The sequence below is a fragment of the Sphingomonas pruni NBRC 15498 genome (assembly GCF_001598455.1).
Classification (GTDB): Bacteria; Pseudomonadota; Alphaproteobacteria; order Sphingomonadales; family Sphingomonadaceae; genus Sphingomonas; species Sphingomonas pruni.
The window spans coordinates 1-21,935 of the sequence record NZ_BCYZ01000007.1; the positions used below are offsets into that span (position 1 = coordinate 1).

Annotated in this window: 23 protein-coding genes; 7 read left to right on the top strand and 16 right to left on the bottom strand. The window is 65.7% G+C overall.

Annotation, left to right across the window (positions count from 1 at the left end; genetic code table 11):
• Positions 1–47: 47 nt before the first annotated feature.
• Positions 48–260: a tautomerase family protein gene (locus SPR01S_RS03000; RefSeq protein WP_066584729.1), complete on the bottom strand. Its 213-nt coding sequence runs from the start codon at positions 258–260 to the stop codon at positions 48–50.
• A gap of 5 nt (positions 261–265) precedes the next feature.
• Positions 266–1,042: an SDR family oxidoreductase gene (locus tag SPR01S_RS03005; RefSeq protein ID WP_066584732.1), complete on the bottom strand. Its 777-nt coding sequence runs from the start codon at positions 1,040–1,042 to the stop codon at positions 266–268.
• 104 nt (positions 1,043–1,146) lie between these two features.
• On the opposite strand from SPR01S_RS03005, the gene SPR01S_RS03010 reads away from it, so the two are divergent.
• The 3 genes from SPR01S_RS03010 (at position 1,147) to SPR01S_RS03020 (ending at position 2,229) form a co-directional block, all read left to right on the top strand.
• Entirely contained in the window at positions 1,147–1,545 is a 399-nt protein-coding gene (locus SPR01S_RS03010) for a winged helix-turn-helix transcriptional regulator (protein ID WP_066584736.1), read from the top strand.
• Between the two features lie 80 nt (positions 1,546–1,625).
• The gene (locus SPR01S_RS03015) at positions 1,626–2,057 is read left to right on the top strand and encodes an MAPEG family protein (protein ID WP_066584738.1); all 432 of its coding nucleotides are present in this window, start codon (positions 1,626–1,628) and stop codon (positions 2,055–2,057) included.
• Complete coding sequence (locus SPR01S_RS03020; protein ID WP_066584739.1) at positions 2,050–2,229, top strand: hypothetical protein; 180 nt, start codon at positions 2,050–2,052, stop codon at positions 2,227–2,229. The genes SPR01S_RS03015 and SPR01S_RS03020 overlap by 8 nt, the downstream gene beginning before the upstream one ends.
• A gap of 109 nt (positions 2,230–2,338) precedes the next feature.
• On the opposite strand, the gene SPR01S_RS03025 is transcribed toward SPR01S_RS03020, so the two are convergent.
• The 13 genes from SPR01S_RS03025 to SPR01S_RS03085 form a co-directional block, all read right to left on the bottom strand.
• Positions 2,339–4,219: an XrtA/PEP-CTERM system amidotransferase gene (locus tag SPR01S_RS03025; RefSeq protein WP_066584740.1), complete on the bottom strand. Its 1,881-nt coding sequence runs from the start codon at positions 4,217–4,219 to the stop codon at positions 2,339–2,341.
• A 111-nt stretch (positions 4,220–4,330) separates the two neighbouring features.
• Positions 4,331–5,866, bottom strand: a complete 1,536-nt coding sequence (gene xrtA / locus SPR01S_RS03030) for an exosortase A (protein ID WP_066584744.1) — start codon at positions 5,864–5,866, stop codon at positions 4,331–4,333.
• Positions 5,863–7,086, bottom strand: a complete 1,224-nt coding sequence (locus SPR01S_RS03035) for a TIGR03087 family PEP-CTERM/XrtA system glycosyltransferase (protein WP_066584746.1) — start codon at positions 7,084–7,086, stop codon at positions 5,863–5,865. Before SPR01S_RS03035 ends, xrtA begins: the two co-directional genes overlap by 4 nt.
• On the bottom strand, positions 7,086–8,153 hold the full coding sequence (locus SPR01S_RS03040; protein WP_066584748.1) for a FemAB family XrtA/PEP-CTERM system-associated protein: 1,068 nt from the start codon (positions 8,151–8,153) through the stop codon (positions 7,086–7,088). The genes SPR01S_RS03035 and SPR01S_RS03040 overlap by 1 nt, the downstream gene beginning before the upstream one ends.
• A gap of 2 nt (positions 8,154–8,155) precedes the next feature.
• Positions 8,156–8,998 (bottom strand): XrtA system polysaccharide deacetylase, encoded by an 843-nt coding sequence (locus SPR01S_RS03045; RefSeq protein WP_066584750.1) that lies wholly within the window; start codon positions 8,996–8,998, stop codon positions 8,156–8,158.
• A gap of 20 nt (positions 8,999–9,018) precedes the next feature.
• Positions 9,019–10,149, bottom strand: a complete 1,131-nt coding sequence (locus SPR01S_RS03050; RefSeq protein WP_066584996.1) for an AAA family ATPase — start codon at positions 10,147–10,149, stop codon at positions 9,019–9,021.
• Between the two features lie 37 nt (positions 10,150–10,186).
• Entirely contained in the window at positions 10,187–11,809 is a 1,623-nt protein-coding gene (locus SPR01S_RS03055) for a hypothetical protein (RefSeq protein ID WP_066584752.1), read from the bottom strand.
• Positions 11,806–12,810 (bottom strand): AAA family ATPase, encoded by a 1,005-nt coding sequence (locus SPR01S_RS03060; RefSeq protein ID WP_066584755.1) that lies wholly within the window; start codon positions 12,808–12,810, stop codon positions 11,806–11,808. Before SPR01S_RS03060 ends, SPR01S_RS03055 begins: the two co-directional genes overlap by 4 nt.
• Entirely contained in the window at positions 12,807–14,327 is a 1,521-nt protein-coding gene (locus SPR01S_RS03065; RefSeq protein ID WP_066584758.1) for an XrtA system polysaccharide chain length determinant, read from the bottom strand. The genes SPR01S_RS03060 and SPR01S_RS03065 overlap by 4 nt, the downstream gene beginning before the upstream one ends.
• 15 nt (positions 14,328–14,342) lie before the next feature.
• Complete coding sequence (locus SPR01S_RS03070) at positions 14,343–14,984, bottom strand: XrtA/PEP-CTERM system exopolysaccharide export protein (RefSeq protein ID WP_066584760.1); 642 nt, start codon at positions 14,982–14,984, stop codon at positions 14,343–14,345.
• 111 nt (positions 14,985–15,095) lie between these two features.
• Positions 15,096–16,283: a pyridoxal-dependent decarboxylase, exosortase A system-associated gene (locus tag SPR01S_RS03075; RefSeq protein ID WP_066584762.1), complete on the bottom strand. Its 1,188-nt coding sequence runs from the start codon at positions 16,281–16,283 to the stop codon at positions 15,096–15,098.
• The gene (locus tag SPR01S_RS03080; protein ID WP_066584764.1) at positions 16,280–17,764 is read right to left on the bottom strand and encodes an AMP-binding protein; all 1,485 of its coding nucleotides are present in this window, start codon (positions 17,762–17,764) and stop codon (positions 16,280–16,282) included. The genes SPR01S_RS03075 and SPR01S_RS03080 overlap by 4 nt, the downstream gene beginning before the upstream one ends.
• A gap of 150 nt (positions 17,765–17,914) precedes the next feature.
• Positions 17,915–18,538 (bottom strand): imm11 family protein, encoded by a 624-nt coding sequence (locus tag SPR01S_RS03085; RefSeq protein WP_066584766.1) that lies wholly within the window; start codon positions 18,536–18,538, stop codon positions 17,915–17,917.
• A 164-nt stretch (positions 18,539–18,702) separates the two neighbouring features.
• Here SPR01S_RS03085 and SPR01S_RS03090 point away from each other — a divergent pair, with 164 nt between their 5' ends.
• From SPR01S_RS03090 to SPR01S_RS03105, 4 genes are read left to right on the top strand one after another with little or no spacing between them, the layout of a single operon-like run.
• Positions 18,703–18,990, top strand: coding sequence for an acyl carrier protein (locus tag SPR01S_RS03090; protein WP_066584768.1), 288 nt, complete (start codon positions 18,703–18,705; stop codon positions 18,988–18,990).
• The gene (locus tag SPR01S_RS03095; protein ID WP_066584771.1) at positions 18,987–19,685 is read left to right on the top strand and encodes a hypothetical protein; all 699 of its coding nucleotides are present in this window, start codon (positions 18,987–18,989) and stop codon (positions 19,683–19,685) included. The genes SPR01S_RS03090 and SPR01S_RS03095 overlap by 4 nt, the downstream gene beginning before the upstream one ends.
• Entirely contained in the window at positions 19,673–20,443 is a 771-nt protein-coding gene (locus tag SPR01S_RS03100) for a hydrolase 1, exosortase A system-associated (RefSeq protein ID WP_066584778.1), read from the top strand. The genes SPR01S_RS03095 and SPR01S_RS03100 overlap by 13 nt, the downstream gene beginning before the upstream one ends.
• 56 nt (positions 20,444–20,499) lie before the next feature.
• On the top strand, positions 20,500–20,886 hold the full coding sequence (locus SPR01S_RS03105; protein WP_066584780.1) for a nuclear transport factor 2 family protein: 387 nt from the start codon (positions 20,500–20,502) through the stop codon (positions 20,884–20,886).
• Positions 20,887–20,888: 2 nt separating this feature from the next.
• Here the strand turns inward: SPR01S_RS03105 and trxB are convergent, their stop codons facing one another.
• Positions 20,889–21,857, bottom strand: a complete 969-nt coding sequence (gene trxB, locus SPR01S_RS03110; protein WP_066584783.1) for a thioredoxin-disulfide reductase — start codon at positions 21,855–21,857, stop codon at positions 20,889–20,891.
• Between the last annotated feature and the right edge of the window lie 78 nt (positions 21,858–21,935).

Consider the following 21,935-nt stretch of genomic DNA (forward strand, 5'->3'; position numbering starts at 1 on the left):
ACTTACGTCGGCTCCCTCCCTCTCCCAAAGGGAGAGGGAATCTGGGCCTAATCCTTCGCGCGGTACGCATCGGGCACGACGAACACCTCATCGGCGCGAGTGTAGCTGCCATCGCGTACCTCCTCGATCAAGACCATCGTGTGCGCCCGGGCATGTTCACCGAAATGTCCGACCAAGAGCTCGGTCGTGCGATGCGCGAGGTCAGCCTTTTGCGCGGTGGAGAGCGCGGCTTCGGGTAGTTTGAAATTCGCAAACGGCATGGAATCTATCCTTGTTGCTGGCCGGCGCGTGCCTGACGGACGAGGTGGTTCATTTGCTGGAACGCCGCGTCGAACCGCCCTTCGCGCTCGGCGTTGCGCAGGAAATTGACGCGCTGGACCAGAATTTCCGCGGGCGTCGGCTGCTGCCCGAACAGCGTCATCACTTCGTCGGCGAATTCGTCGAGGGGCTGATAGCCTTCGCGCGTTTCCTGGCCCGGTGTTAGGCCCGTCTGCACCGCCGGCGGCGCCAGTTCGATCACTTCCACCTTGCCCGCCAGCGCGTCGCGCATCGCGATGGTGTAAGAATGGATCGCCGCCTTGGTCGCATTGTAGGTCGGCGTTTCGACCAACGGTACGAACGCCAAACCGGAGGTGACGTTGACGATCGCGGCATCCGGCTGAGCCGTAAGGTGATCGATCAACGCATTGGTCAATCGGATCGGCCCGAGCAGGTTGGTGGTGACCGTCGCTTCGGCATCGGCGAGGTCGCGCGACCGATCGAGCGGTTCGAGCCGCATGATTCCTGCATTGTTGATCAGCACGTTGAGCGCCGGGAAAGCTGCGAGCAGCCGTGCCGCGAAATCGGTGACGCCCTGCCCGCTTTCGATGTCGAGCGTCATCGTATGGATATCGGGCCGGCCCGCCGCCGCGGCGTCGAGCGCGTCCTGGCGTCGCCCAGCAATGATCACGATATTGCCGGCGTCATGGAACCGGTGGGCAAGCGCCTCGCCGATGCCGGAACCGCCGCCGGTGATGAGTATGGTGTTGCCGCTGCTTTTCATCGGATCGCTCCTTCCTTGGGGTTGATGGGAGCGATGTACGCCGATACTCTCCCGGTGAAAGAAGGCACCAGAAAGATTTATACTTACCCGAAAGAGAGTGATCGATGAGCGCACCGCCCGTTCGAGACCTGCCCTGGCCTGCGCATATCGACCCGCGCGTCGAGGCGTTGGTGACCGAAGTGATCGGCCGCGTCGCGGACAAGTGGACGATGCTGATCCTCGATGTGCTCGCCGAGCAGGGCGAATTGCGCTTCACCCGGATCGGTCGCGAAGTTCCGGGTATCAGCCAGAAGATGCTGACCCAGACGCTGCGCCAGATGGAGCGCGACGGGCTAGTCGTGCGCACCGTCCACCCGGTGATCCCGCCACGCGTCGAGTATCGCCTGACCGATCTCGGCCTGACGCTGGGCGAGGCGTTTTGCGGCGTGTGGATCTGGGCGAAGGATAATCTCGATCGGATCGAAGCGGCTCGCGCCGAATTCGACTCACGGTCCGCGGCCTGACTATCGCCAGCCGCGATCCGTTGCATTTGCGAACCGATTGATGCAGCCTGCCCGGACATAAAAATCCGGGGAGCCTGTTCATGCACTACGAAATCCTGAAGCCGGTCGTCGTCCTGATCGCATGGACGCTCGTCATGTGCGTCTGGATGATGGCAGTGCGGATGCCCGCGCTCAAGAAAGCCGGGATCGACATGTCCAAGGCGCGCGGCGGCCGCCCCGGCATCCTCGACGGTATGGTGCCCGAACAGGCGCAATGGCCCGCGCATAATTACAATCACCTGATGGAACAGCCGACCCTGTTCTACGCAGTCGCGCTGACGATCGCGCTCGCCGGAACCGGCAATGGCTTCAACGCCTATCTCGCCTGGGCCTATGTCGGCCTCAGGATCGTCCACTCGATCGTCCAGGCGACCGCCAACAAGATCGCGATCCGATTTTCGATCTTCGTGCTGTCGACTTTGGTCCTGGCCGCCCTGACGCTGCATGCCGCGATGGCGGTGTTCCATGGCTGAGAAGTTCGAGCGCCATCGTCAGCCCTGGCGGCAGGACGAAGTGCAGAAGCTCCATACGCTGGCCAAGAAAGGCATGGCGCTGAAGGCGATCGCCAAAGCGCTGACGCGGAGCGAGGAATCGGTCAAACAGCGGGCGAAAGAGGACGGGCTGTCGATCGCGAAATTGCGGTGAGATTCTCCCCTCCCGTTTACGGGAGGGGTCGGGGGAGGGCCTGTTGAGCAACGCGCGCCGTCCAGACATGCCCTCCCCTAGCCCCTCCCGTAAACGGGAGGGGGACTGCTCAGCCGAACAACCGCGCCAGACTTCGATCCAGGGTGACCAGCTGCCACAAGGTCCGCCCATGCTCGGCGCGGCCGGCCTTGTGCTCCGCCGCGATCCGTTCGATCGCCGGCCCGTCGAACCATTGCAGCAGCCGCGGCGAGCGCGCTAAACCAGCGGCCTCGTTGGCCAGCGCGCCGCGGAACCAGGTGCTGATCGGCGTCACGAAGCCCATCTTCGGCCGATAGAGGATGTCATCGGGCAGATAACGCTCCATCGCCTTCTTCATCAGCCATTTGCCCTGCCCCCGCCGCAACCGCATCGACACCGGCAAGGTGGCGGCGAATTCCATCAACCGATAGTCGAGCAATGGCTCGCGCGCTTCCAGGCTGACCGCCATGCTGGTGCGGTCGACCTTGGTCAGGATGTCGCCGGTCAGCCAATGCTGGATGTCGGCATATTGCGCGCGGTCGAGCGCGTCGCGCGCCGGCGCGTCGCGCATCGTGGCGATATAGCGGTTCTCGGCGCGATGGCCGCCGAGCTGGCGCCAAGCCTCGGCGGTGAACAATTTCTCGCGCAGCGCCGGCGTCGTCACCCCGACCGAACGGGCATAAGCGGTCGCGCCGTCCTCGGCCAGGGCGAGCAAGGTCGTCTTGGCGCGCAGCGGACGCGGCGCCCAGTCGGCCTTGGGATAGAATCGCCCGAGCGTGCCGAACACGTTGGCCGACATCTCTCGCGGCAAGAGCGACCGGATGCGCTCCTCGGCCGCCTGGAACTTGTATCGGCGATAGCCGGCGAACGCCTCGTCGGCGCCGTCGCCCGACAGCGCCACCGTCACCTGCTCGCGGGCCAGCTCGCAGACGCGGAAGGTGGCGAGCGCCGAGGCATCGGCGAACGGCTCGTCGAACGCGCTGGTCAGCCGGTCGATCAGTCCGAAATCGTCGGCGGCGACGACACGCTCGCGGTGATCGGTATGATAGCGCGCCGCGATCGCCTCGGCATAGTCGCGCTCGTCATGCCCGGCCGCGTGGAAGCCGATCGTGCAGGTCTTGACCGCGCCTTTCGACAATTCGGCCATCAGTGCGACCACCGCCGAGCTGTCGACGCCGCCGGACAGGAAGGCTCCCACCGGCACGTCGGACACCATGCGCAGCTTCACCGCCGCGCGCATCCGGTCGACCAATTCGGTCTCGAGGTCCTTGAGCGACCCGCTCGCGCGACCGGTAAAGTCGAGATCCCACCAGCGGCGCGGCGCCGGCACGGGCCGACCGCGTTCGAGCAACAGATAATGCGCGGCGGGCAGTTTCTTCACGCCAGCGACCACGCTGGCATCGTCGGGCACGTAGCCCAGCCCCATGAAATCCTCGATCGCGGAGAGATCGGGCGCGCGGCGAAGCAGCGGATGCGCGAGCAGTCCCTTCAATTCCGACGCGAAGGCGACCGATCCGTCCGACAGCACGACATAATGGAGCGGCTTCACCCCCACCCGATCGCGTGCCAGGAACAGGCATTGCCGCCCGGCATCGTGCAACGCGAAGGCGAACATGCCGTTGAGCCGGTCGAGCATCGCCGGGCCCCATTGCCGCCAGCCATGGAGCAAAACCTCGGTATCGCCATTGGTGACGAATTTCGCGCCCATCGCCTGCAATTCGGCGCGGACCTCGGCGAAATTGTAGATCTCGCCATTATAGGTGACGGTCAGGTCGCCGTCGCGCATCGGCTGCGGACTGCCAGCGACATCGATGATCGCCAGGCGGCGGTGCGACAGGCCGACGCCCGACCCGGTCCACACGCCGGCGCCGTCGGGACCGCGATGCGCCTGGGCATCGGCCATCGCCAATACGCGCGCACGGTCGACAGGCTTGGGGGTTCCGGGGTGATAGATCCCGGCGATGCCGCACATTTTGTTAGCTGCTCCCGAATTCCACTGCCGTCACCGCAGCGAAAGCTGGGATCTCGCGCCTATTCGCTATACGGCTTGAGATCCCAGCTTTCGCTGGGATGACGGAAGATGTCACTGCACCATTCCCGCCGAACGATCCGCCAACCGGTCGAGCGGCCCCAAAGCTGCGAGGAATTTCGCCATTGCCGCGCGCGGGTCGTGTCCCGGCAGCGTTTCGGCCGAAACATGAATCGCGACCGCGCGCTGCGGCCCGCCCAGCAGCTTGGCCTTGAGCGTTTGGAGTTTCACGATTTTGGGGTCGGACGTGAGGACATCGCCGATCCGGTACCACGTCGCGACCTGTCGCTCCACCGGTCCCGGCGCGGTGATGCGCATGACCGTGCCGCCGTCGAGATCGTCGAGATCCTCGACCCGCACCCAGCGGTCATCCTGCTGCATGACGCCGATGCCGAAGCCGACCATCTCCTTACCCTGATGCTGGCTGCCATAGACGGCGATGGCGAGGTCCACAGCATTGCCTTCACCGTCGACATAGCGGCCGAACAGTTGATGATCGGCGCCCGGATAGGTCGGCGCCCAGGGCGCGCGCGTGCTGACCGGGGCGCGGGTCCAGCCGGCGACTTGCGGCAGATCGATATGCTGCGGCAGCGTCTGCGCGCGGCCGGCGATCGCCGCCGACCAGCCGGGAAACACTGCCGCGACCGCGAGCACCAGCAAGGCGGCGATAATCGTGTCGAGCGGCCAGCGGACCGGCCCTTGCAGGCGCGCGGGATCGAACGCCGGCGCGTCGGGCGCGCGGTCGAACCATTTCCAGCCAATCGCCAGCACCGCCGCCATGACCAACCCGAAGAACACCCAGCCGAACACGATATGATCGTATCCGGTCGCCTGTTCGACACTGGTCAGCACCGCGGCATAGATCGTCCCGAACGCGCGAACGCCATTGGCCAGCACCGGCACGATGATCGCCATCGTCATGAAGGCGATCCGCCGCGGCCAGGTGCGGTAACAGAGGTTGGCGACCAGCACGCCATAAGCGATCATCGCGATCACGAACTTGGAGCCCGAGCACGCCTCCGCCACTTCGAAATATTTGTCGCCCGCGGTGATCAGCACGCCGTCGACCGTCGCCGCGACGCCGACCAGGTGCAGCAGGTGCATCGTAATCCATACAGTGATCGTCTGGAGCGGCGGTTCGAGGAATTCGCCGAACGGCACCAGGAACAGCGCATAGCCGATCGGGAAGAGCAGCCCGCGCGCGACATTGGGGCCGAGGATCGTCACCACCGCGCCCTGCAGCATCATCACGACGCCGAGGTGCCGCGCAAACGACACGCCCCCGGCGTCGCCGAGCAGCCAGCCAAATCCTCCGGCCGCGACCAGTGCGAGTCCGGGCGCCCAAGCCTGGGGCGTCAGTTGCGCGAGCTCGCCGCGCCGGATCCACACCAGCCAGCCGACGACCGGTGCGATGAACAGGCAATGCCCGAACGTCGTGTTGGTCCAATAGAGCTCGGCCAGCGCCGCTACATCGTGCCGGAACATCAACAGGATGATCGCCATCGCCGCGGCAAGCGCGGCCAACGGCCGGCGCCATGCGGGTAAGATCATGACGCCGGCATGCGGCGGCGCACTGGCGACATTGGTCATGCAGCCACTCGCCCCTTTGCTACCGGACTGGCGTCCTTAGCGTCTGACCGGATCAGCGCGTCGAGCGGGGCGAGCCGCGCGCTCCAGCCATAACGCGCCTTGACCCGCTCACGCGCGTTGCGCCCCATCGCAGCCGCGCCCGTTGCGTCCGACAGCAGGCCGTTCACAGCATCCGTTACCTCGGCGACCGTGTCGCCGCTCAGGATCGTCCCGTCATGATCGATCCCCTCAGCGGCGGGGCCACTCGCCACCACCGGACGCGCCATCGCCATGGCTTCGAGCACCTTGTTCTGGATACCGCGCGCGATCTTGAGTGGCGCGACCACGCACGCCGCGGCGTCGAGCCACGGGCGGACGTCGGCCACTTCGCCGGTCACCTGTACGCCGTCCCGCCTCGCCAGCGCGGTGACCGCGTCGGTCGGGTTGCGGCCGACGATGACGAAATCGGCGTCGGGATGCGTGGCACGGATGTGCGGCAGCACGGCGTCGGCAAACCAGCTCACCGCCTCGACATTGGGACGATAATCCATCTGGCCGGTGAAGACGATCAACTTGCCGGGCGTGTCGATCCGTTCGAACGCAGCGGCCGGATCGAAAAAGTCGGTGTCGATGCCGTTCTCGACCGCCTCGACGTTGGCGGCGCCGGTGCGCGTCCGGAACTGATCGGCCTCGGCCTCACTCACGAACAGGCTGGCATCGACGCGCTGCGCAACCCGGCGTTCGAACTCGAACAGCAGTCTCGCCTCGCGCCGCATCAGCCACCGCATGGGTCCGCGCGAGCCTTTCGCGTAGTCGGCGAACTTGAGCGAATCCATGTCGCAAAAGTCCATGATCACGCGCGCCGGCGTCTTGGCCGGCAGATATTGCGCCATCTGGCCGGAGAAGACGTAGATCGTATCGATGGCCTCACGCTCGAGTACGTCGGCCACGGCGTCGTGCATCGCACGATCGTCAAATGCGGTCAGCGACGCCGGTTTGCGCTGCACCAGTGCCTCGGCCAGCGCCCTAAGTCGCGACTTCGACCGCCAGATGATTGAGCGGCTTGCGGTCAGCGACACCAACTCTTTGCTGTTCTCGAGGTCGCGCGGGTCGTCGGCGAAGGCGATCAGATGCACGCGCTTCCGCGCGGCGAGATATTTGAGCACGTTATAGGCGCGGATCTTGTCGCCGCGATCCGGTGGAAACGGCGATCGGTGCGCAAGAAACAGAGTGTCGCCCATTAGCCCAAGCCTTTGGCGATCACCGGTCCCATCGCATTGGCGAGCCACAAAGGCAGCTTCTTCCACACCGCGACTTGCAGCCGATATTTCGGGCTCATCGGATTCATCTCGCGCGGCGTCTGGCCGGCGGCCACGCGCTTTGCATAGCGCAGCGGCACCCCTTCGAATCCCCAATTCTTCTTGAAAGCGGCAACGCCAGTCCCCGCCTTCGACCGGCCGAAATCGTAACGCGTGCAGCCGCGTCCACGGGAATGGCGCATGAGTTCGTAATAGAGCCGGTCATTGGCCTTGAGCGCGCGCGCCTCGCGCGTGCCGCCGCCCCAGAACGGATAGACCGTGCCGTTGAGATACAGGCTGAACACGCTGGCGTGCGGCTTGCCCTCCTTGAGCACGGTGACGATGTCTGCATGCTCGCTGAGCTCGGCAGCAACCTCGCGAAACAGCTTGGCCGGGAAGACCGGAGTGCCGAGATTACGGACCGACTCCGAGAACACCGCATAATGCATCGCGAGGTCGCGCGCGGTGCTGCCAATCGCGATGTCCAAATCCGCGTCGAGCGACTTGCGGACATCGGCGCGCTGCTTGCGCGGAATAGCGAGCAATTCGGCCTCGTCGTCCTTGGCCAGATCGCGCGAGAAACCGAGATACGTTGTCTCGTCGACGATCCAGCCCTCACCCGGTGCGGGTCCGCCGCGCAGCTCGAGGCTGGGACAACCGAGCCGCTCAGCCATCGCCCAGGCCGAGGCGGCAAGAGCGTCAGCCACAGGGCCGCGATCGGTCAGAATGCCGCCATCGACGGCGAACCCGGTCGAGACCAAAGCCTTGCCGAACAGCGGTGAGCGGATTTCGGTCAGCGGCAGCACACCCGCCAGGCTGCCATCGGCATGTTCAGCGATCAGGCAATGCGCGGTCTGGCCGCATGCGCGGGCGACTGCGACGTTCCAGCCAGTCAGGTGGAACGGCGTCGCATCGGGATGCGCGCGGACATAGGCATCGATCTGCGCGCGCTCGCCCCGATCGGCCAGGTCGGCGGCATTGATCGCCACCGGGGTCGAGACCAGGGGCATCGTCACTGCAGGCGCTCCGCTTCGGCCGCGACGACGGTATCGACGCGCCCCCAATCGTGGCGCCGCACCAGCCCGCGCAATTTGCCCGCCATCGCTCCCAACCGGCTATAATGGCGCAGGCGCGATTTGAGCGGCGCGCGGGTGACGCGCGGCTGTTCAGGATCGATTTCCCAAGGGTGGAAATAGAAAACCGCCGGCCGACCGTCATCGCGATTGGAGCGCACCACCGCGCGATCGGTTATCGCCGCCGGAAACAGTCGGAAGAATCCGCCGCCGGTGGTGATCTTGCGCCCCGCGACATCGGCGAGCGTGATCGGCAGTTCGATCAGATCCGATCCGGCCACCGGGCGATAAGCATATTTCGGCGCCTCGGCCCAGCCATAATGGTCGTGGACGAGCGGCGCGACGCTCGACGAATAGCTATAGCCTTCCTCGGCCAGCACCTGGTGCGCCCAGGGCGTGCGCTGATCGATCGAAAAGCTCGGCGCGCGATAACCGATCACGCGCTGGCCGGATGCATCCTCCAGCGCGATGCGCGCGCGCCTGAGATCGGCGCGGAACGCCTCGGCAGTCATCGTGAACACGCGATCATGATCCCAGCCATGGCTGGCGACCTCATGGCCCTCCTCGGCGATGCGGCGGATCAGCGCAGGATTTCGCTCGGCCACCCAACCCAGGGTGAAGAAGGTCGCCTTGACGCCCGTTTCACCGAACAGATCGAGCACCTTGCCGGTATTGTAAGCGACGCGGCTGTCCAGGCCGTCCCAATCGGCCTTGTCGATCACGCGTTCGAAAGCGCCGACCTGGAACCACTCCTCGACGTCGACCGACAGGCCGTTGCGCATCTCGCCGCTCCTGCCGCGCGTCAGGCCGCGCGGCCACCGCGCGCTGCCGCGGCCTCGTTACCCTCGACCCAGTCGACCAGCAATGCCAGCACCCGGCGCAACGCCGCATCCTGTTCCTCTAGCCGCGCCTCGATCGCGGCGAAGCGGTCCTGCGCGATCTCGATCGGCGCGGGCTTGGCATCGTTGGCCGGCGCGGCGGGCTCGACCGCCGCGATCGGCTCGCGCATCGCGACCGGTTCGGGCGCCTTGATCGGCTCAGGGGCCGCGACGATTGCGGGCTCGGGCATGGGCTCAGGCGCGGCTACGACCGGCCGCGGCGCGGGCGCGCTGGGCGCGGGCATGTCGCCGGTGATGTCGGCGATCACCGCGTCGACCACCCTGGCGTCGATCACGTCGATCTGCTCGATCGCGCCGAACAACAAGACGCGGCCGGCAAGTTGGTTGAGCCGGCGCGGCACGCCGTCCGACCCGCGATAAAGCGCGGCGAACGCATCGGGTGTAAATTTGGGGCGGCCGTTCCAGCCGACCAGCGACATGCGGTGGAGCACGTACGGCTCGACTTCTTCGGCGCCCATCGGATCGAGGTGATGCATGGCAATCACGCGCTGGCGAAGCTGTTCGAGCCGGTCGCTGCCATGCAGTGCGGCACGAAATTCGGGCTGGCCGAGCAGGAAGATCTGCAGCAGCGCGTGGCCGCCGGCCTGAAAATTGGACAGCATGCGCAATTCTTCGAGCGCGCCGGTGTGCAGCGCTTGCGCCTCATCGACGATCAGCAAGGTACGGCGGCCCGACCGCGCGACCGAATGCAGGCCGCGTTCGATCGCGACGAGCAATTGCGCCTTCATCAGGCCGGCGGTCTCAACCCCCAGCCCGGTCGCGACGATGCGTAGCAGATCGTCGCCGTCGACCTGGCTCGACACGACTTTGATCACGTGCAGCCGCTCGCGATCGATCGTCGCCATCAGATGGCCGACCAACGTGGTCTTGCCCGCACCGACATCGCCGGTGATGACGATGAAGCCCTCGCCCTGGCTCAGGCCATAGCCGAGATACGCCATCGCCTTGCGGTGGGTGGCGGTATCGAACCAGAATTTGGGATCGGGCGTCAGCGCGAACGGGCGTCCGCTCAATCCGTAATGGTCGTCATACATCGTCTTCATCTCCGGGCGGATTGCTCCGCCTCTGCAGTCAGAACTGGTAACGGGCCCCAAGAAGCGCCTGCGCGGTGGTCTGGTCCTCCTGCCCCTTCTGGCTGAAGGTATAAGCGCCAAGCGAGACGGTCGTGCCAAGGCGGCCAAAGCTGCGCGAGACCGACCCGGTTGCCCCCAGACTGTAGATCCCCGGCGCAAGGCCGCTGTCGAAATAATTGGCGAACAGATCGGCATTGAACGACGTGTGCTCGCCGATCGAGGTCGAGTAGAAGAGCTGCGCGTAATAGCTCTCGTCGCTGGTGCCGATGATCACTACGCCCGGGCTGTTGGGCGCATAGAATTTGCGGTTCGAATAGCCCACGCCGAAGCCGAGCGTCGACGTGCCGCGAGTCAGGGTAGCGACCGCGTCCACCCCGCGCGAGCGATAGGTCGCGGTCGATACCGACTGGAACACCGAGTTCATGCATGCGCCCGCGGCGCCGCCGCCGGTCGTACCGAAAGTGCATCCGGAGAATTGCTGGGCCAGCAAATCGCGCGTCGCGGTGAACTGGGCCGGAAGCCCGCGCAAGCTGCGCTGCAACTGGCTGCCGAAAGTCTCGACCGTGTCATAGACGCCGACCTGGACGCCGACGCTCCTGCTCGGGGCATAGCTGAGCGAGCCGGTATAGCTCCACGAACCATAACGCCGACCGACATGGGCTTCGAGCGCGGTGCGCGGGCTCGGGCGCCACACGACACCGGCATCCCAATAAATGCCGTCGGTCTGGTAGGCGATGCGGCGCGGGGAGTTGGGATCGGTGACGAACCGGCCACGGCTGTCGGTAACCGGCACGCCGCCGGCATCGAGCAACGGATCGCGGCCGCTGGAGGTCAGCTTTTCATAGCCGACGCCGCCGACGACCGCGACGTAGCCCGACAAAGGCAGCACCGCATCGACGCGGCCGTAGAGATCGTCGAAACGTCCGCCGAGCTGGCTCTGATCGTCGCGCGTCCAGCCGCCGCTGGCGGTCAGCCCGACCGGCAGGACAGTGCCCGACTTGAAGCCGACCGAGGCGGTCGCGATCTGGGTCTTCGAATCGTCGAAATAGTCGAGCCGCGGGCTGCCCGGAGCGACCCCGGTCGGACCCGGCTCGGTCACCTTGGTATAGGCGAAGCGATAGGCCGCGTTGATCGCGACCGGACCGCTGCCGGTGGTGAGTGTCGGGCCGACATAGCCCGAATAGACGTTGCTGACATTGGCGCGGTCGTTGCCGAAAAACACCGGCGCGGCGCCGCGAATGTCGTTGCGCGAGCGCGTGGCGATGCCACCCGCGTCGAGCGACAGCCCGCGTGTCACGCGCACTTGGGCGTTGGCCAGACCGGTGACGACGTCGGCGTCGCCGCTATTCTTGTCCCAAGCGAATTGATGCTCGTACCGCGCCGACAGATTGACCGACACGCGCCGCGTCTCGACCGCGGCATCGACGCCGGCGGCGGCCGAGCTGTAGGTCAACACGTCACCCGACTGGACATCGGCGGTGAGAACCTGGCTGAGTTCGATATAGGGCGCGACGGAGACCCTGCGGTCCCTGCCCCCGACCAGGCGGTCGTCCTGCGCCGCCGCCGGCATTGCCGCCAGCAACGTCGCAAGCGCGACTCCCGCGGAAATACACCGCATCATTGCCCCTCGTCCTCCTGGCCGTAATAACTGCCGAAACGAGCCCCCCCCGGGGCGAACGCAACGCTGTTCAACAAAAGCTGGATATGCTCGCAGCCTTCCAGCCGCTGCACGGTGTCGCGGATCTCGCCTTCCGACGTCTTGTCGGCGCGGACGACGAGCATGACCTGGCCGACATGCAGCGCCAGTACCGAGGCGGGCGATGCCGACAAGGCAGGCGGCGAATCGAAGATCACCACACGGCCCGGATCCGCGGCGAGCAGCCGCGCGATGAGCGCGGGCGTGCGGCCGCTGGCGATCAGTTCGACATCGGCATTGGTCTGTGCGCCGGCGGGCAACAGGCTGAGATTGGGGATGTCGGTGCCGACCACGCACTTCTCGATATCGATCGCGGGATCGGCAAGGGCGTCGAGCAGGCCCGGGCCGTCGGCGACTCCGAGCCGTGCCATGATCCCCGGCTTGGCGAAATCGGCGTCGACCAGCAGCACGCGGGTGTCACGCTCGGCCGCCATCGAGATTGCCAGGTTGATCGCGCAATAGGTTTTGCCGTCGCCGGGCTTGGCCGAGCAGACCAGGATCGTCCGCGCCTTGTCGGGCTCGTGCTGGTTGAGCTGGCGCGCGGTGAGCAGCAGCTGGCGCTTGGCGAGGCGGAATTCCTCGGCCAGCACGCCGATCGGCGCGCTCGGGATGAGCAACTGGTTTTCCGCCAGCAGATCGCGATCGATATTGGCTTGCCGGCCCGGCACCGGCAAAGCCGCCGGCGGCACGAGCACCGGCCGAGCGATGGGCGCGGCGGGCATTTCGACCGGTACCGCGACAGCCCTCGGCATTTCCACCGGCTGCGGCGTCTCGACGACCGGAACGGACGCGACCGGCGTGCGGACCGGTGGCGCCTGCAAGTCGCTTTCCGGAATCGCGCGTGCGTTGAGCCGCGCCGAGAAGTCATAGACTTCCGCAGCACGCTCGAGCAGCGACCCCTTCTTGGTTATGATCGGCTTGTTCATGCCGCGAGCCCCCGCATCAGCATCTCCACGCCGAGCAGGCCGACGAACGCGACCGGCAATGCGGCCGCGGCGCCCGCGAACATGCGCAGCTTGCGTTTCCTGAATTCGGCTTCCGCCCGCGATACGCGCTCGCTGATCGACCCGATCACCGGCAAACCGGTCGCCTTTTCGAGCCGTCCGGCGGTGGCATAGGTCGCCTTGAGCTGCGACAGCGCGAAGGCCCCGCCGATCCCGGCGAAGATCGCCGCGAGCAGCACGCCGGTCAGCAACAACGGGCGATTGGGCGCGGTCGGCGCGCGCGGCGCGCGCGGCGGATCGATGACCTTGAACTTGATCGAATCGGTTTGCGCCTGCGCCTGGGCGCGGACGCGGACATCCTCGCGGTCGCTCAGCAATTTGTCATATTGCGCCTTGAGCACCTGGTAATCGCGGTCGATCTGGCTTTGCTCGTTGGCTGCCGCCGGATCGCCGTTCAGCTTGCCGGTGATCGCATCCATATCGTGCTGAAGTTGCTGCTTGCGCGCCATCAAGGCAGCGACCTGCGACTGTTTGTCCACCTGCATCGACTTGAGCGACAGATATTGCGGGTTGGGCTGCCCGTTGCCGGCATAGCTGCCCACCGCCGGCTCGCGTGCAGCGGCGGCACGCGCGGCGCCGAGCTGGCTCTTGAGCGCGACGACGTCCGGATGGTTCTCGGTATAGCCCTTGGCCCGCGCGTCGGCGAGTTGGCCCTCGATCGCCGCAAGACGCGCGCGCGCCGGCCCTGCGCTGCCGGCCCCGCCGACGCCCGGAATGGTTGGCGTGGTGCCCGCCATCTGGCCGTTGATCGACGCCAGGCTGGTCTGCGCGGCGGCAAGATCGCTGTCGATCTGCGCCATCTGGGTGCGCGCAGCCGACATGCGGTCCGACAGCGACCCGGTGCCCGGCAGCGATCCGAGATATTGCGTCTGGAATTGCGCACGCTTGGCATCGGCATCGCTCAGGCGACGTTGCAGATCCTCGACCTGGCTGTCGAGGAAGCGCAACGTGGTCTGGGTGTCGTTGCGATCGTCGGCCAGGTTCTGGTCGACGAAGATCGAAATCAATTTCTGGTTGATCTGTGCGGCGAGCTTGGGGCTCGACGCGGTCACGCTGATCTCGAACAGATTGTTCTGCTGGGCGACGATCTTGACGTTCTGCTGCAGCCCCGCGACGCGGTCGGCGATTTCCTGCGGAGTCGAGACCGTGTTGGCGAGGTCGGTGCCGCGCACGACCTTTTCCAGGTTGACCGCGCTGGTCAGCGTCTGGCGGATCGTATCGACGTCGTTCTGCTGCTCCGCGGCACTGATGCCGATCTTGGACGGCAACACCTGGCCCATCTGGACGAAGACGCGTGCTTTCGATTCGTAGCGGTTGGGCATCTGGCTGACCGCCAGCCAGCCCAGGATCGCGACGACCCAGGCCGCCGCCAGCGCGATCCAGCGGCGGTTCCAGATCGCGTGGAGCGCGATGCGAACTTCGTCATAGAGGCCGTTCACGGTTTCAGGCCTCCGTCAGAACATCGATTCGGGGATGATGATGACGTCGCCTGGCTCGAGCTTGACGTTCGCCGACGGGTCGCCGTCCTTGAGCAGTTTGCCGAGCTTGACGTTATACTGGCGCTGCTGACCGGTAGCGCGATCCTGGCGCACCAACCGCGCGCGATTGCCGGCGGCATATTGGTTGAGCCCGCCGACCGCGATCATCGCATCGAGCAGGGTCATGTTGGCACGATACGGGATCGACGCCGGCTTTTCGGTCGCGCCGACGATGCGGATCGACTGGCTATAGGTGCTCTGCGGACTCTCGACGATGACCGAGACGATCGGATCCTTGATATAGGTCGACAGCGCGATCTTCATGTCGTCGGCGAGCATCGCCGGGGTCTTGCCGACCGCGGGCATGTCGTTGACCAAAGGCGTGGTGATACGGCCGTCGGGGCGCACCTGGACCTTCGCCGACAGTTCGGGATTGCGCCACACGAAGATGTTGAGCTGGTCCATCGGACCGATCACATATTCCTCGCTCGGCTGTTCGCGCGTTCCGACGAACGACGCGGGCGGCAATTGCGCACCGCCGCCGCCGGCGCATCCCGTCAGCACGCTGGCGCTCGCGCCAACGAGCATCAAGGCCTTGGAAAACTTCACGAAACTCATAATCAGCCTCCCGTCGGCGCATGGCTGGACCGGTGACGTCACTCCGGCACGCGCAGACTTCGGGCTTGGCTATGGGGTCGAGGGGGTAAATATTGCGTTAGGAGTAAAAGATCAGACCAGGATTTCCGCGGGTCTGGGGTGGCCGAGGAACTCCCAGGGACTGGCGGTAAGTCCATAAGCTCCCGCCATGAAGACGGCGATGACGTCACCCGGACCGGCCACGGGCAACTCGACCTGATCGGCGAGACGGTCTAGCGGCGTGCAGAGCGGACCGACGACGCTCACCGTCTCGCGCGGCGCGTCCGGGGATGCCGTGGCGACGGCGACGGGATAGTTGCGGCGCACGACGGTGCCGAGATTGCCCGTGGCGGCAAGCTGATGGTTGAGGCCGCCATCGCACACCAGGAACGTCTCGCCCCGGCTTTCCTTGCGATCGACGATGCGGGTCAGATAGACGCCGGCCTCTCCCACCAGCCAGCGGCCCAGCTCGATCGCGAACCTGGTTTTTAGCAAGGCATCGAGCCGTGGCGTCAGCGCGGCACCGATCGCTTCGATATCAAGCGCTTGCTCGCCTGGAAAATAGGGAATGCCGAACCCGCCGCCGAGATTGACGAGCGGCGGCGACGACCCGGCAGCCTCGGCCAGCCGCGCGGCGAGGTCGAGCGTATGTGCCTGACTGTCGATGATTGCCGCCGGATCGAGCGCTTGCGACCCGGCGAAGATGTGGAAACCACGCCACTCAGCGCCTGCAGCCACGATCCGCGTCACCAGCGCCGGCGCGCATTCGGCGTCGACCCCGAACGGCGAGGCGCGCCCGCCCATGCGCATGCCCGATCCGCGCAGCTCGAATTCGGGATTCACCCTGACGGCGAGCCGCGGCGTTCGCCCCAACCGATCGGCTACCGCTAACGAGCGGTCGGCCTCTCCTTCGCTCTCCAGGTTGATCGTCACCCCCGTTGCGATCGCGGTTTCGAGTTCGGCATCGGTCTTGCCCGGCCCGGCGAAGCTGATCGCTTTGCCTAGCATGGCCACGCGCACCAGTTCGCCCGCCGACGCGACGTCGAAACCGTCGACCAGTGGCGCCATCGCGGCGAGCAACGGCGCGAACGGATTGGCCTTTACCGCGTAATGCAGGTCGACGCCGGGAAACGCCGCGCGGAACCGCGTGATCCGGCTCCGCACCACGGCGGCGTCATAGACGAAGACCGGCGACGAGCTGAGCAATTGCTCCACAGATCGGCCGCCAATCGCCAGCGGAAGCGATCGGAACTCCGGCGGGATCGCGCCCATCGGCTTCATGACGTCATCCCCCTCAATGCTGCGCGATCGAGCTTGCCGTTGGCATTGCGCGGCAGCTCCGCCAGCCAGACATAGCGTGCCGGCTGCATGAAGTTGGGCAAATCGCGGCGGAGGCGCTCCCGCAAGCCTGGCTCCGCAGAACCGTCGCCCTTCGCCACCACCACGATCGCCTGGCCTTGCCGCTCATCGGGCACGCCGATCGCGACCGCCTCGCTGGTTTCGCCGCCCGCGGTGACCGCTTCCTCGACTTCGTTGGGACTGATGCGGTTACCGGACGATTTGATCATCTCGTCGTCGCGACCGACGAAGCGCAGCAGGCCGTCGGCGTCCGCGACTGCCGTGTCTCCCGACCAGACCGCCGTGCCGCCCGATTGCGACCATTCCGGCGCGGGCCGGAAGCGCGCGGCGGTTCGTTGGGGGTCCTGCCAATAGCCTTGCGCGACCAAGGGACCGGCATGGACCAGCTCACCCGCTTCTCCGGCCGCCGCCGGCGCCCCGTCGGGTCGCACGATCATGATCTCGGCGAACGGAATCGCCCGGCCGATCGACTCCGGATGGGTCTGGACCAACGAAGGGTCGAGATAGGTTGAGCGGAAGGCCTCGGTCAGCCCGTACATCGGATAGATGTCGGCCCGCGGAAAACGGTCGCGGAGCCCGTCGATCAATCGCCGGGTCAGCGCTCCGCCAGAATTCGTAATTCTTTTCAGCGAACTTATGTCTATATCTTGAGGATCGATATCAAGTAACTGCGCCCAGAGCGGCGGCACGCCGGCCAGCGTCGTGATCCGCTCGCGCTCGATCGCGCGATAGACGTCGCGCGGCAGCAGATAGTCGAACGGCACCACACAGGCACCCGCTGCCCAAGTCGAGAAGAGCTGGTTCTGCCCGTAATCGAAGCTGAGCGGCAGCACGCCGAGCACGCGATCGGCAGGACCGAGCCCGAGATAATGCGCCACGCTGATCGCGCCGAGCCAGAGATTGGCATGGCTGAGCATCACGCCCTTGGGTCGCCCGGTCGAACCGGACGTATAGAGAAGCGCCGCCAGGCTGTCCGGATCGGCGCTGGATGGTGGCAGCGAGGCACCGTCGAGCGGCGGATCCTCGGTCACGATCCGCACGTCAGCCGCTTCCAGTGACCCGGCGCGCGCCGCTTGGGTGATCAGCAGCCGCGCCCCGCTGTCGGAAAGAATATGCTGTACTTGCAAATGTTTGAACAGCGGATTTACGGGGACGTGTACGAAGCCCGCGCGCGCTGCCGCGAGCGGCATGAGGCAGGCCAACCGCGTCTTGGGCAGCCAGGTCGCGACGCGATCACCGCGATCGAGCCCCTGCTCCGCCAGCCAGCCGGCCAACGCGCCGACCGCCGCCTCCAATGCGGCGACGTCGAGCACGCCCTCGCGCGTCGCAAGCGCCGGATCGCCGGGTCGCCCGCGTAGGGTCAGGTGATCGAGCGGCCGCGGCACGGGATCGAGCGGGATCATGGCGCCCTGATAGCGAGCGAAGGGGCTTATCCCAAGGCTTCCCTATCGCGTTGCGGAGACGGCTCGGTTGGCCCGCTCCTGTCCTTGCGGAATGGCCTATCGGCAAGCGAAGCAATTGCGACCTTCTGTGAGCTTAGCGCCAAATCGGAATTACAGCTCGACGCAGTTGATGAAGTTATAACCAAACACCTTTGCTGCTTGCATGCGCGTGCAAAGAGCGTCGGAGACGGTGATGGCGAACGAGATTTCGGGACTTCGCCAAAGATGACGGCGCCCGATCGCCTTTTTGTCAACGTAGATCGGGCGTTTCTCGAAGGCTGAAACCGGCAACAGCTTGCGCCCCATCCCCGGATAATCCTTGCTCGCTAGCTCTGTCCTGTCGAAGTCGACGTAATTATCGACGATATTGAGGATATTCAGCGCGCTGTAGCGATGCGGCGCCGGCTCGCCAGATTTCAGCGTCACTGGTATTTCAACGAATTGATGCACGTCAGGCTCGAACTCTTCGATCAGATCACGCACGATCTCGGACACGCCGGGAAACATGTGCATGCTGATGATATGCGGCGGGTTTTTTGCGCGGCCCGGGATCCGGCCGCTATCGGGAAATAACTCGCGTGGCAGTCTGATTCCGCGGTGCGACAGCTGCACCGGCCAGTAAGCCGTCTTGTGGTTGTAAGCCTGCGCTCGGCGGAAAAGCTCGGCTTTATCGGGATCGGGCACAACCCACTGCGTGTATTGCGGGGCGAAATTTGCTGCCAGAATGAACGCCATGCAAGACCTCCTCTCAACGGCATATCAAGGCAAGCGTTAGCGTCCGCTTTCCACCCATTCGAGCTCGGCGCGAAAAGTCTTGGAGGCATGCGCTGATCGATGCGGTGCTATCGTCGGTCGTCACCCTTCCCAAGCCGCCCCGCTCCCGGTAACGCGCCGAAACGATGACCACGCACCCTGCTCCGTCGACGGTCGACCAGACCGTGCGCGCCGTCCTCAAGGATGTCCTGGCGCTCGACGCCGACCGCGTCGCCGCGTTCGACGACGATACCGCCTTGTTCGGCGCGCTGCCCGAGCTCGATTCGATGGCGGTCGCCGGCGTGCTGACCGAAATCGAGGACCGTCTCCACATCCTGATCGAGGACGATGAGGTGGACGGAGAGATGCTTGAGAGCTTCGGTGCGCTCCGCCGTTTCGCCGAAGCCAAGGTTGGCGCTAAGAAAGGCACATGATCGATCATTACGACTGGGCTGGAGGGCGCGAGGCGATGATCCGCTTCGGGCCTGCCACGGGCCCGGTCGTGGTTGCGGTGCTGCCTTTGCTCGAGGAAGCCAATCGCACGCGCACCTTCGTCAGCGGCATGCTGCGCCGTCTGGCCGCGCGCGATATCGCTAGCGCGCTGCCCGACCTTCCCGGGCAAGGCGAAAGCCTGGTACCGACCGAAAATGCCATGCTCGCCGGCTGGCGAACGGCGCTCGCGTCCGCCGCGATGGAAGCCGCAGGCGAGCGCCCGGTCCATATTTTATCCTTTCGCGGCGGCGCGTTGCTCGATCATGACGTCAAGGCGGCATCGCGCTGGCAACTCGCCCCCGCCAAAGGCGAGGCGCTGGTGCGTGAACTCCTCCGCACGAGCGCAGCGGCCGGCGCGCGGATCGACATCGACCTGGGCAATTACAATGACGAGGGCGGCCCGGTCACGATCGCGGGCAACGCTTTGTCGCGAACATTGCTCCGCGATCTCAACGCCGCCGATTGCGTCCGAGAGGGCGCGGTCCGCGTCGTCCGGCTCGACACCGATCCCGCGGTGGCCGACCGCAAGGTCGCCGGCGCGCCGTTATGGCGCCAGAGCGAGCCCGGCGACGATTCCGCGCTCGCCGACCTGCTCGCGGACGATATCGCCGACTGGATTGCGCGATGCGCGAACTGACCGCGTTCCCCTGCGACGGCCACACACTGATCGGCACGTTCGACGGCGCGCCGGGCACGACCGGGCTGCTGATCGTGTCGGGAGGTAACGAACTGCGCTGCGGCGCGCATCGCGGCATGGCGCTGTTGGCGGCTGATCTCGCCGCCGCGGGCATTCCGGTGTTCCGGTTCGATCGGCGCGGAATCGGCGACTCGGACGGCGCCAATCGCGGCTATCAGGATAGTGGTCCCGACATCGCAGCCGCCACGCGCAAATTCCGCATGCTCGCGCCGCACATGACGCGTGTCGTCGCTTTGGGCAATTGCGACGCCGCGACTGCCCTCGCCTTGTTCCACCGCGATGCCGGGATCGATGCCCTTGTGCTCGCCAACCCCTGGGTCGGGGACGAGGAGGATGCACTGCCCCCGGCTTCGGCGATCCGATCGCATTATGCCGATCGCCTGCGCGATCCCCGCCAATGGCTCCGCGCTCTGTCCGGAGGAACAAACATCGCAAAAGCAATCAAAGGGTTACGCAAGGCTTCTTCCAAATCTAAGGAACCAACCAACCCTGTCGCCGGACAGATGGCGGTGGCGATGGTCGATACGCCGCGCACGATCCTGCTTGCCCAGCGCGACAATACCGCCATCCGCTTCGAGCATGCGTGGCACGGCGCCGATCCGATCCATCGTCGCGATAGCGATAGCCACAGCTTCGCGCGGCCCGGCGACGGCGACTGGCTGCGCGAACAGATCGTGGCGGCGATCCGGAGCGCCTAACGCGGGAACGCCCCGCTAGCCCTCGCGTTTTGCCCGTGACGCGATGGGAGCTATCCATGATCTCCGACCAAGATGTCGTCCGCGGCATCCTGCAAGCCTATGTCGACAAGGATCGCGAGGCGATCGAGCAGTTGATCGCTGAGGATTTCCATTTCTCCAGCCCTATCGACAACCGGATCGACCGCGACGCCTATTTCCGCCTCTGCTGGCCGAGCAGCGAAAACATGGACGATTTCGAGATCGTCCGCATGGCATCCGACCGGGATGCGGTGTTCGTCACCTATATCGGTACGATGGGCGGCCGGCGCTTCCGCAACACGGAGGTTCACACGTTGCGCGACGGCGAGGTCGTCGAGGTAGAAGTCTATTTCGGCTGGAACGTCCCTCATGACGTCCCCGCGGGAGAGCATGCCGACCCCCAAACGAAGCCGGCAAGCAGCTGACGTCACTCGGCCGCTTCGGCCACTTTCTCGAAATCGGCTTCGGCGAGGAACCGTTCGGCGTCGAGCGCGGCCATGCATCCGGTGCCGGCCGCGGTGACCGCCTGGCGATAGACCTTGTCCATGACGTCGCCGCACGCGAACACGCCGGGCACGCTGGTCCGGGTCGAGCCGGTCTCGACCTTGATGTAATGATCGGCGTCGAGCTCCAGATGGCCGCGGAACAACTCGGTCGCCGGATGGTGCCCGATCGCGACGAAACCGCCCTCGACATCGAGCCGCGAGAGCTCGCCGGTCACCGTGTCACGCAATTCGAGCGCGACGAGACCCGCAGTACCACCACCGTCGACGAAGGTCTCGACCTCCTTGTTCCACAGCACCTTGATGCGTTCGTTGGCGAACAGCCGCTGCTGCAGGATTTTTTCCGCCCGAAACGAATCGCGGCGGTGGATCAGGGTCACGTCGGGCGAATGGTTGGTCAGGTACAGCGCTTCCTCGACCGCGGTGTTGCCGCCGCCGATCACCGCGACCTTCTTGCCGCGATAGAAGAAGCCGTCGCAGGTCGCGCAGGCGCTGACGCCCTTGCCCTTCAGCGCTTCCTCGCTGTCGAGCCCGAGCCATTTGGCCTGGGCCCCCGTCGCAATCACTAACACATCGCCGACATAGACGTCGCCGCCGTCACCGATGAGCCGGAACGGGCGCTTGGTCAGGTCGACCTCGACAATCGTGTCCCACATCATCCGCGTGCCGACATGCTCGGCCTGCGCCTGCATCTCCTGCATCAGCCACGGGCCCTGAATCACCTCGCGAAAGCCGGGATAATTCTCGACATCGGTCGTCGTAGTCAGCTGGCCGCCAGGCTGGATGCCTTGGACGACGATCGGCTCCATCCCGGCGCGCGCGCCATAGATGGCGGCCGACAGGCCGGCCGGGCCCGAACCGAGGATGAGCATACGGGTCGTGTGCGTTGTCATGAGATGCGTCCTAGGGAAAAAGGTCCCTCGAGCGCAAATCTGGGATGGCGCTTATCCACAACAAGCTGTGGCAGCGCG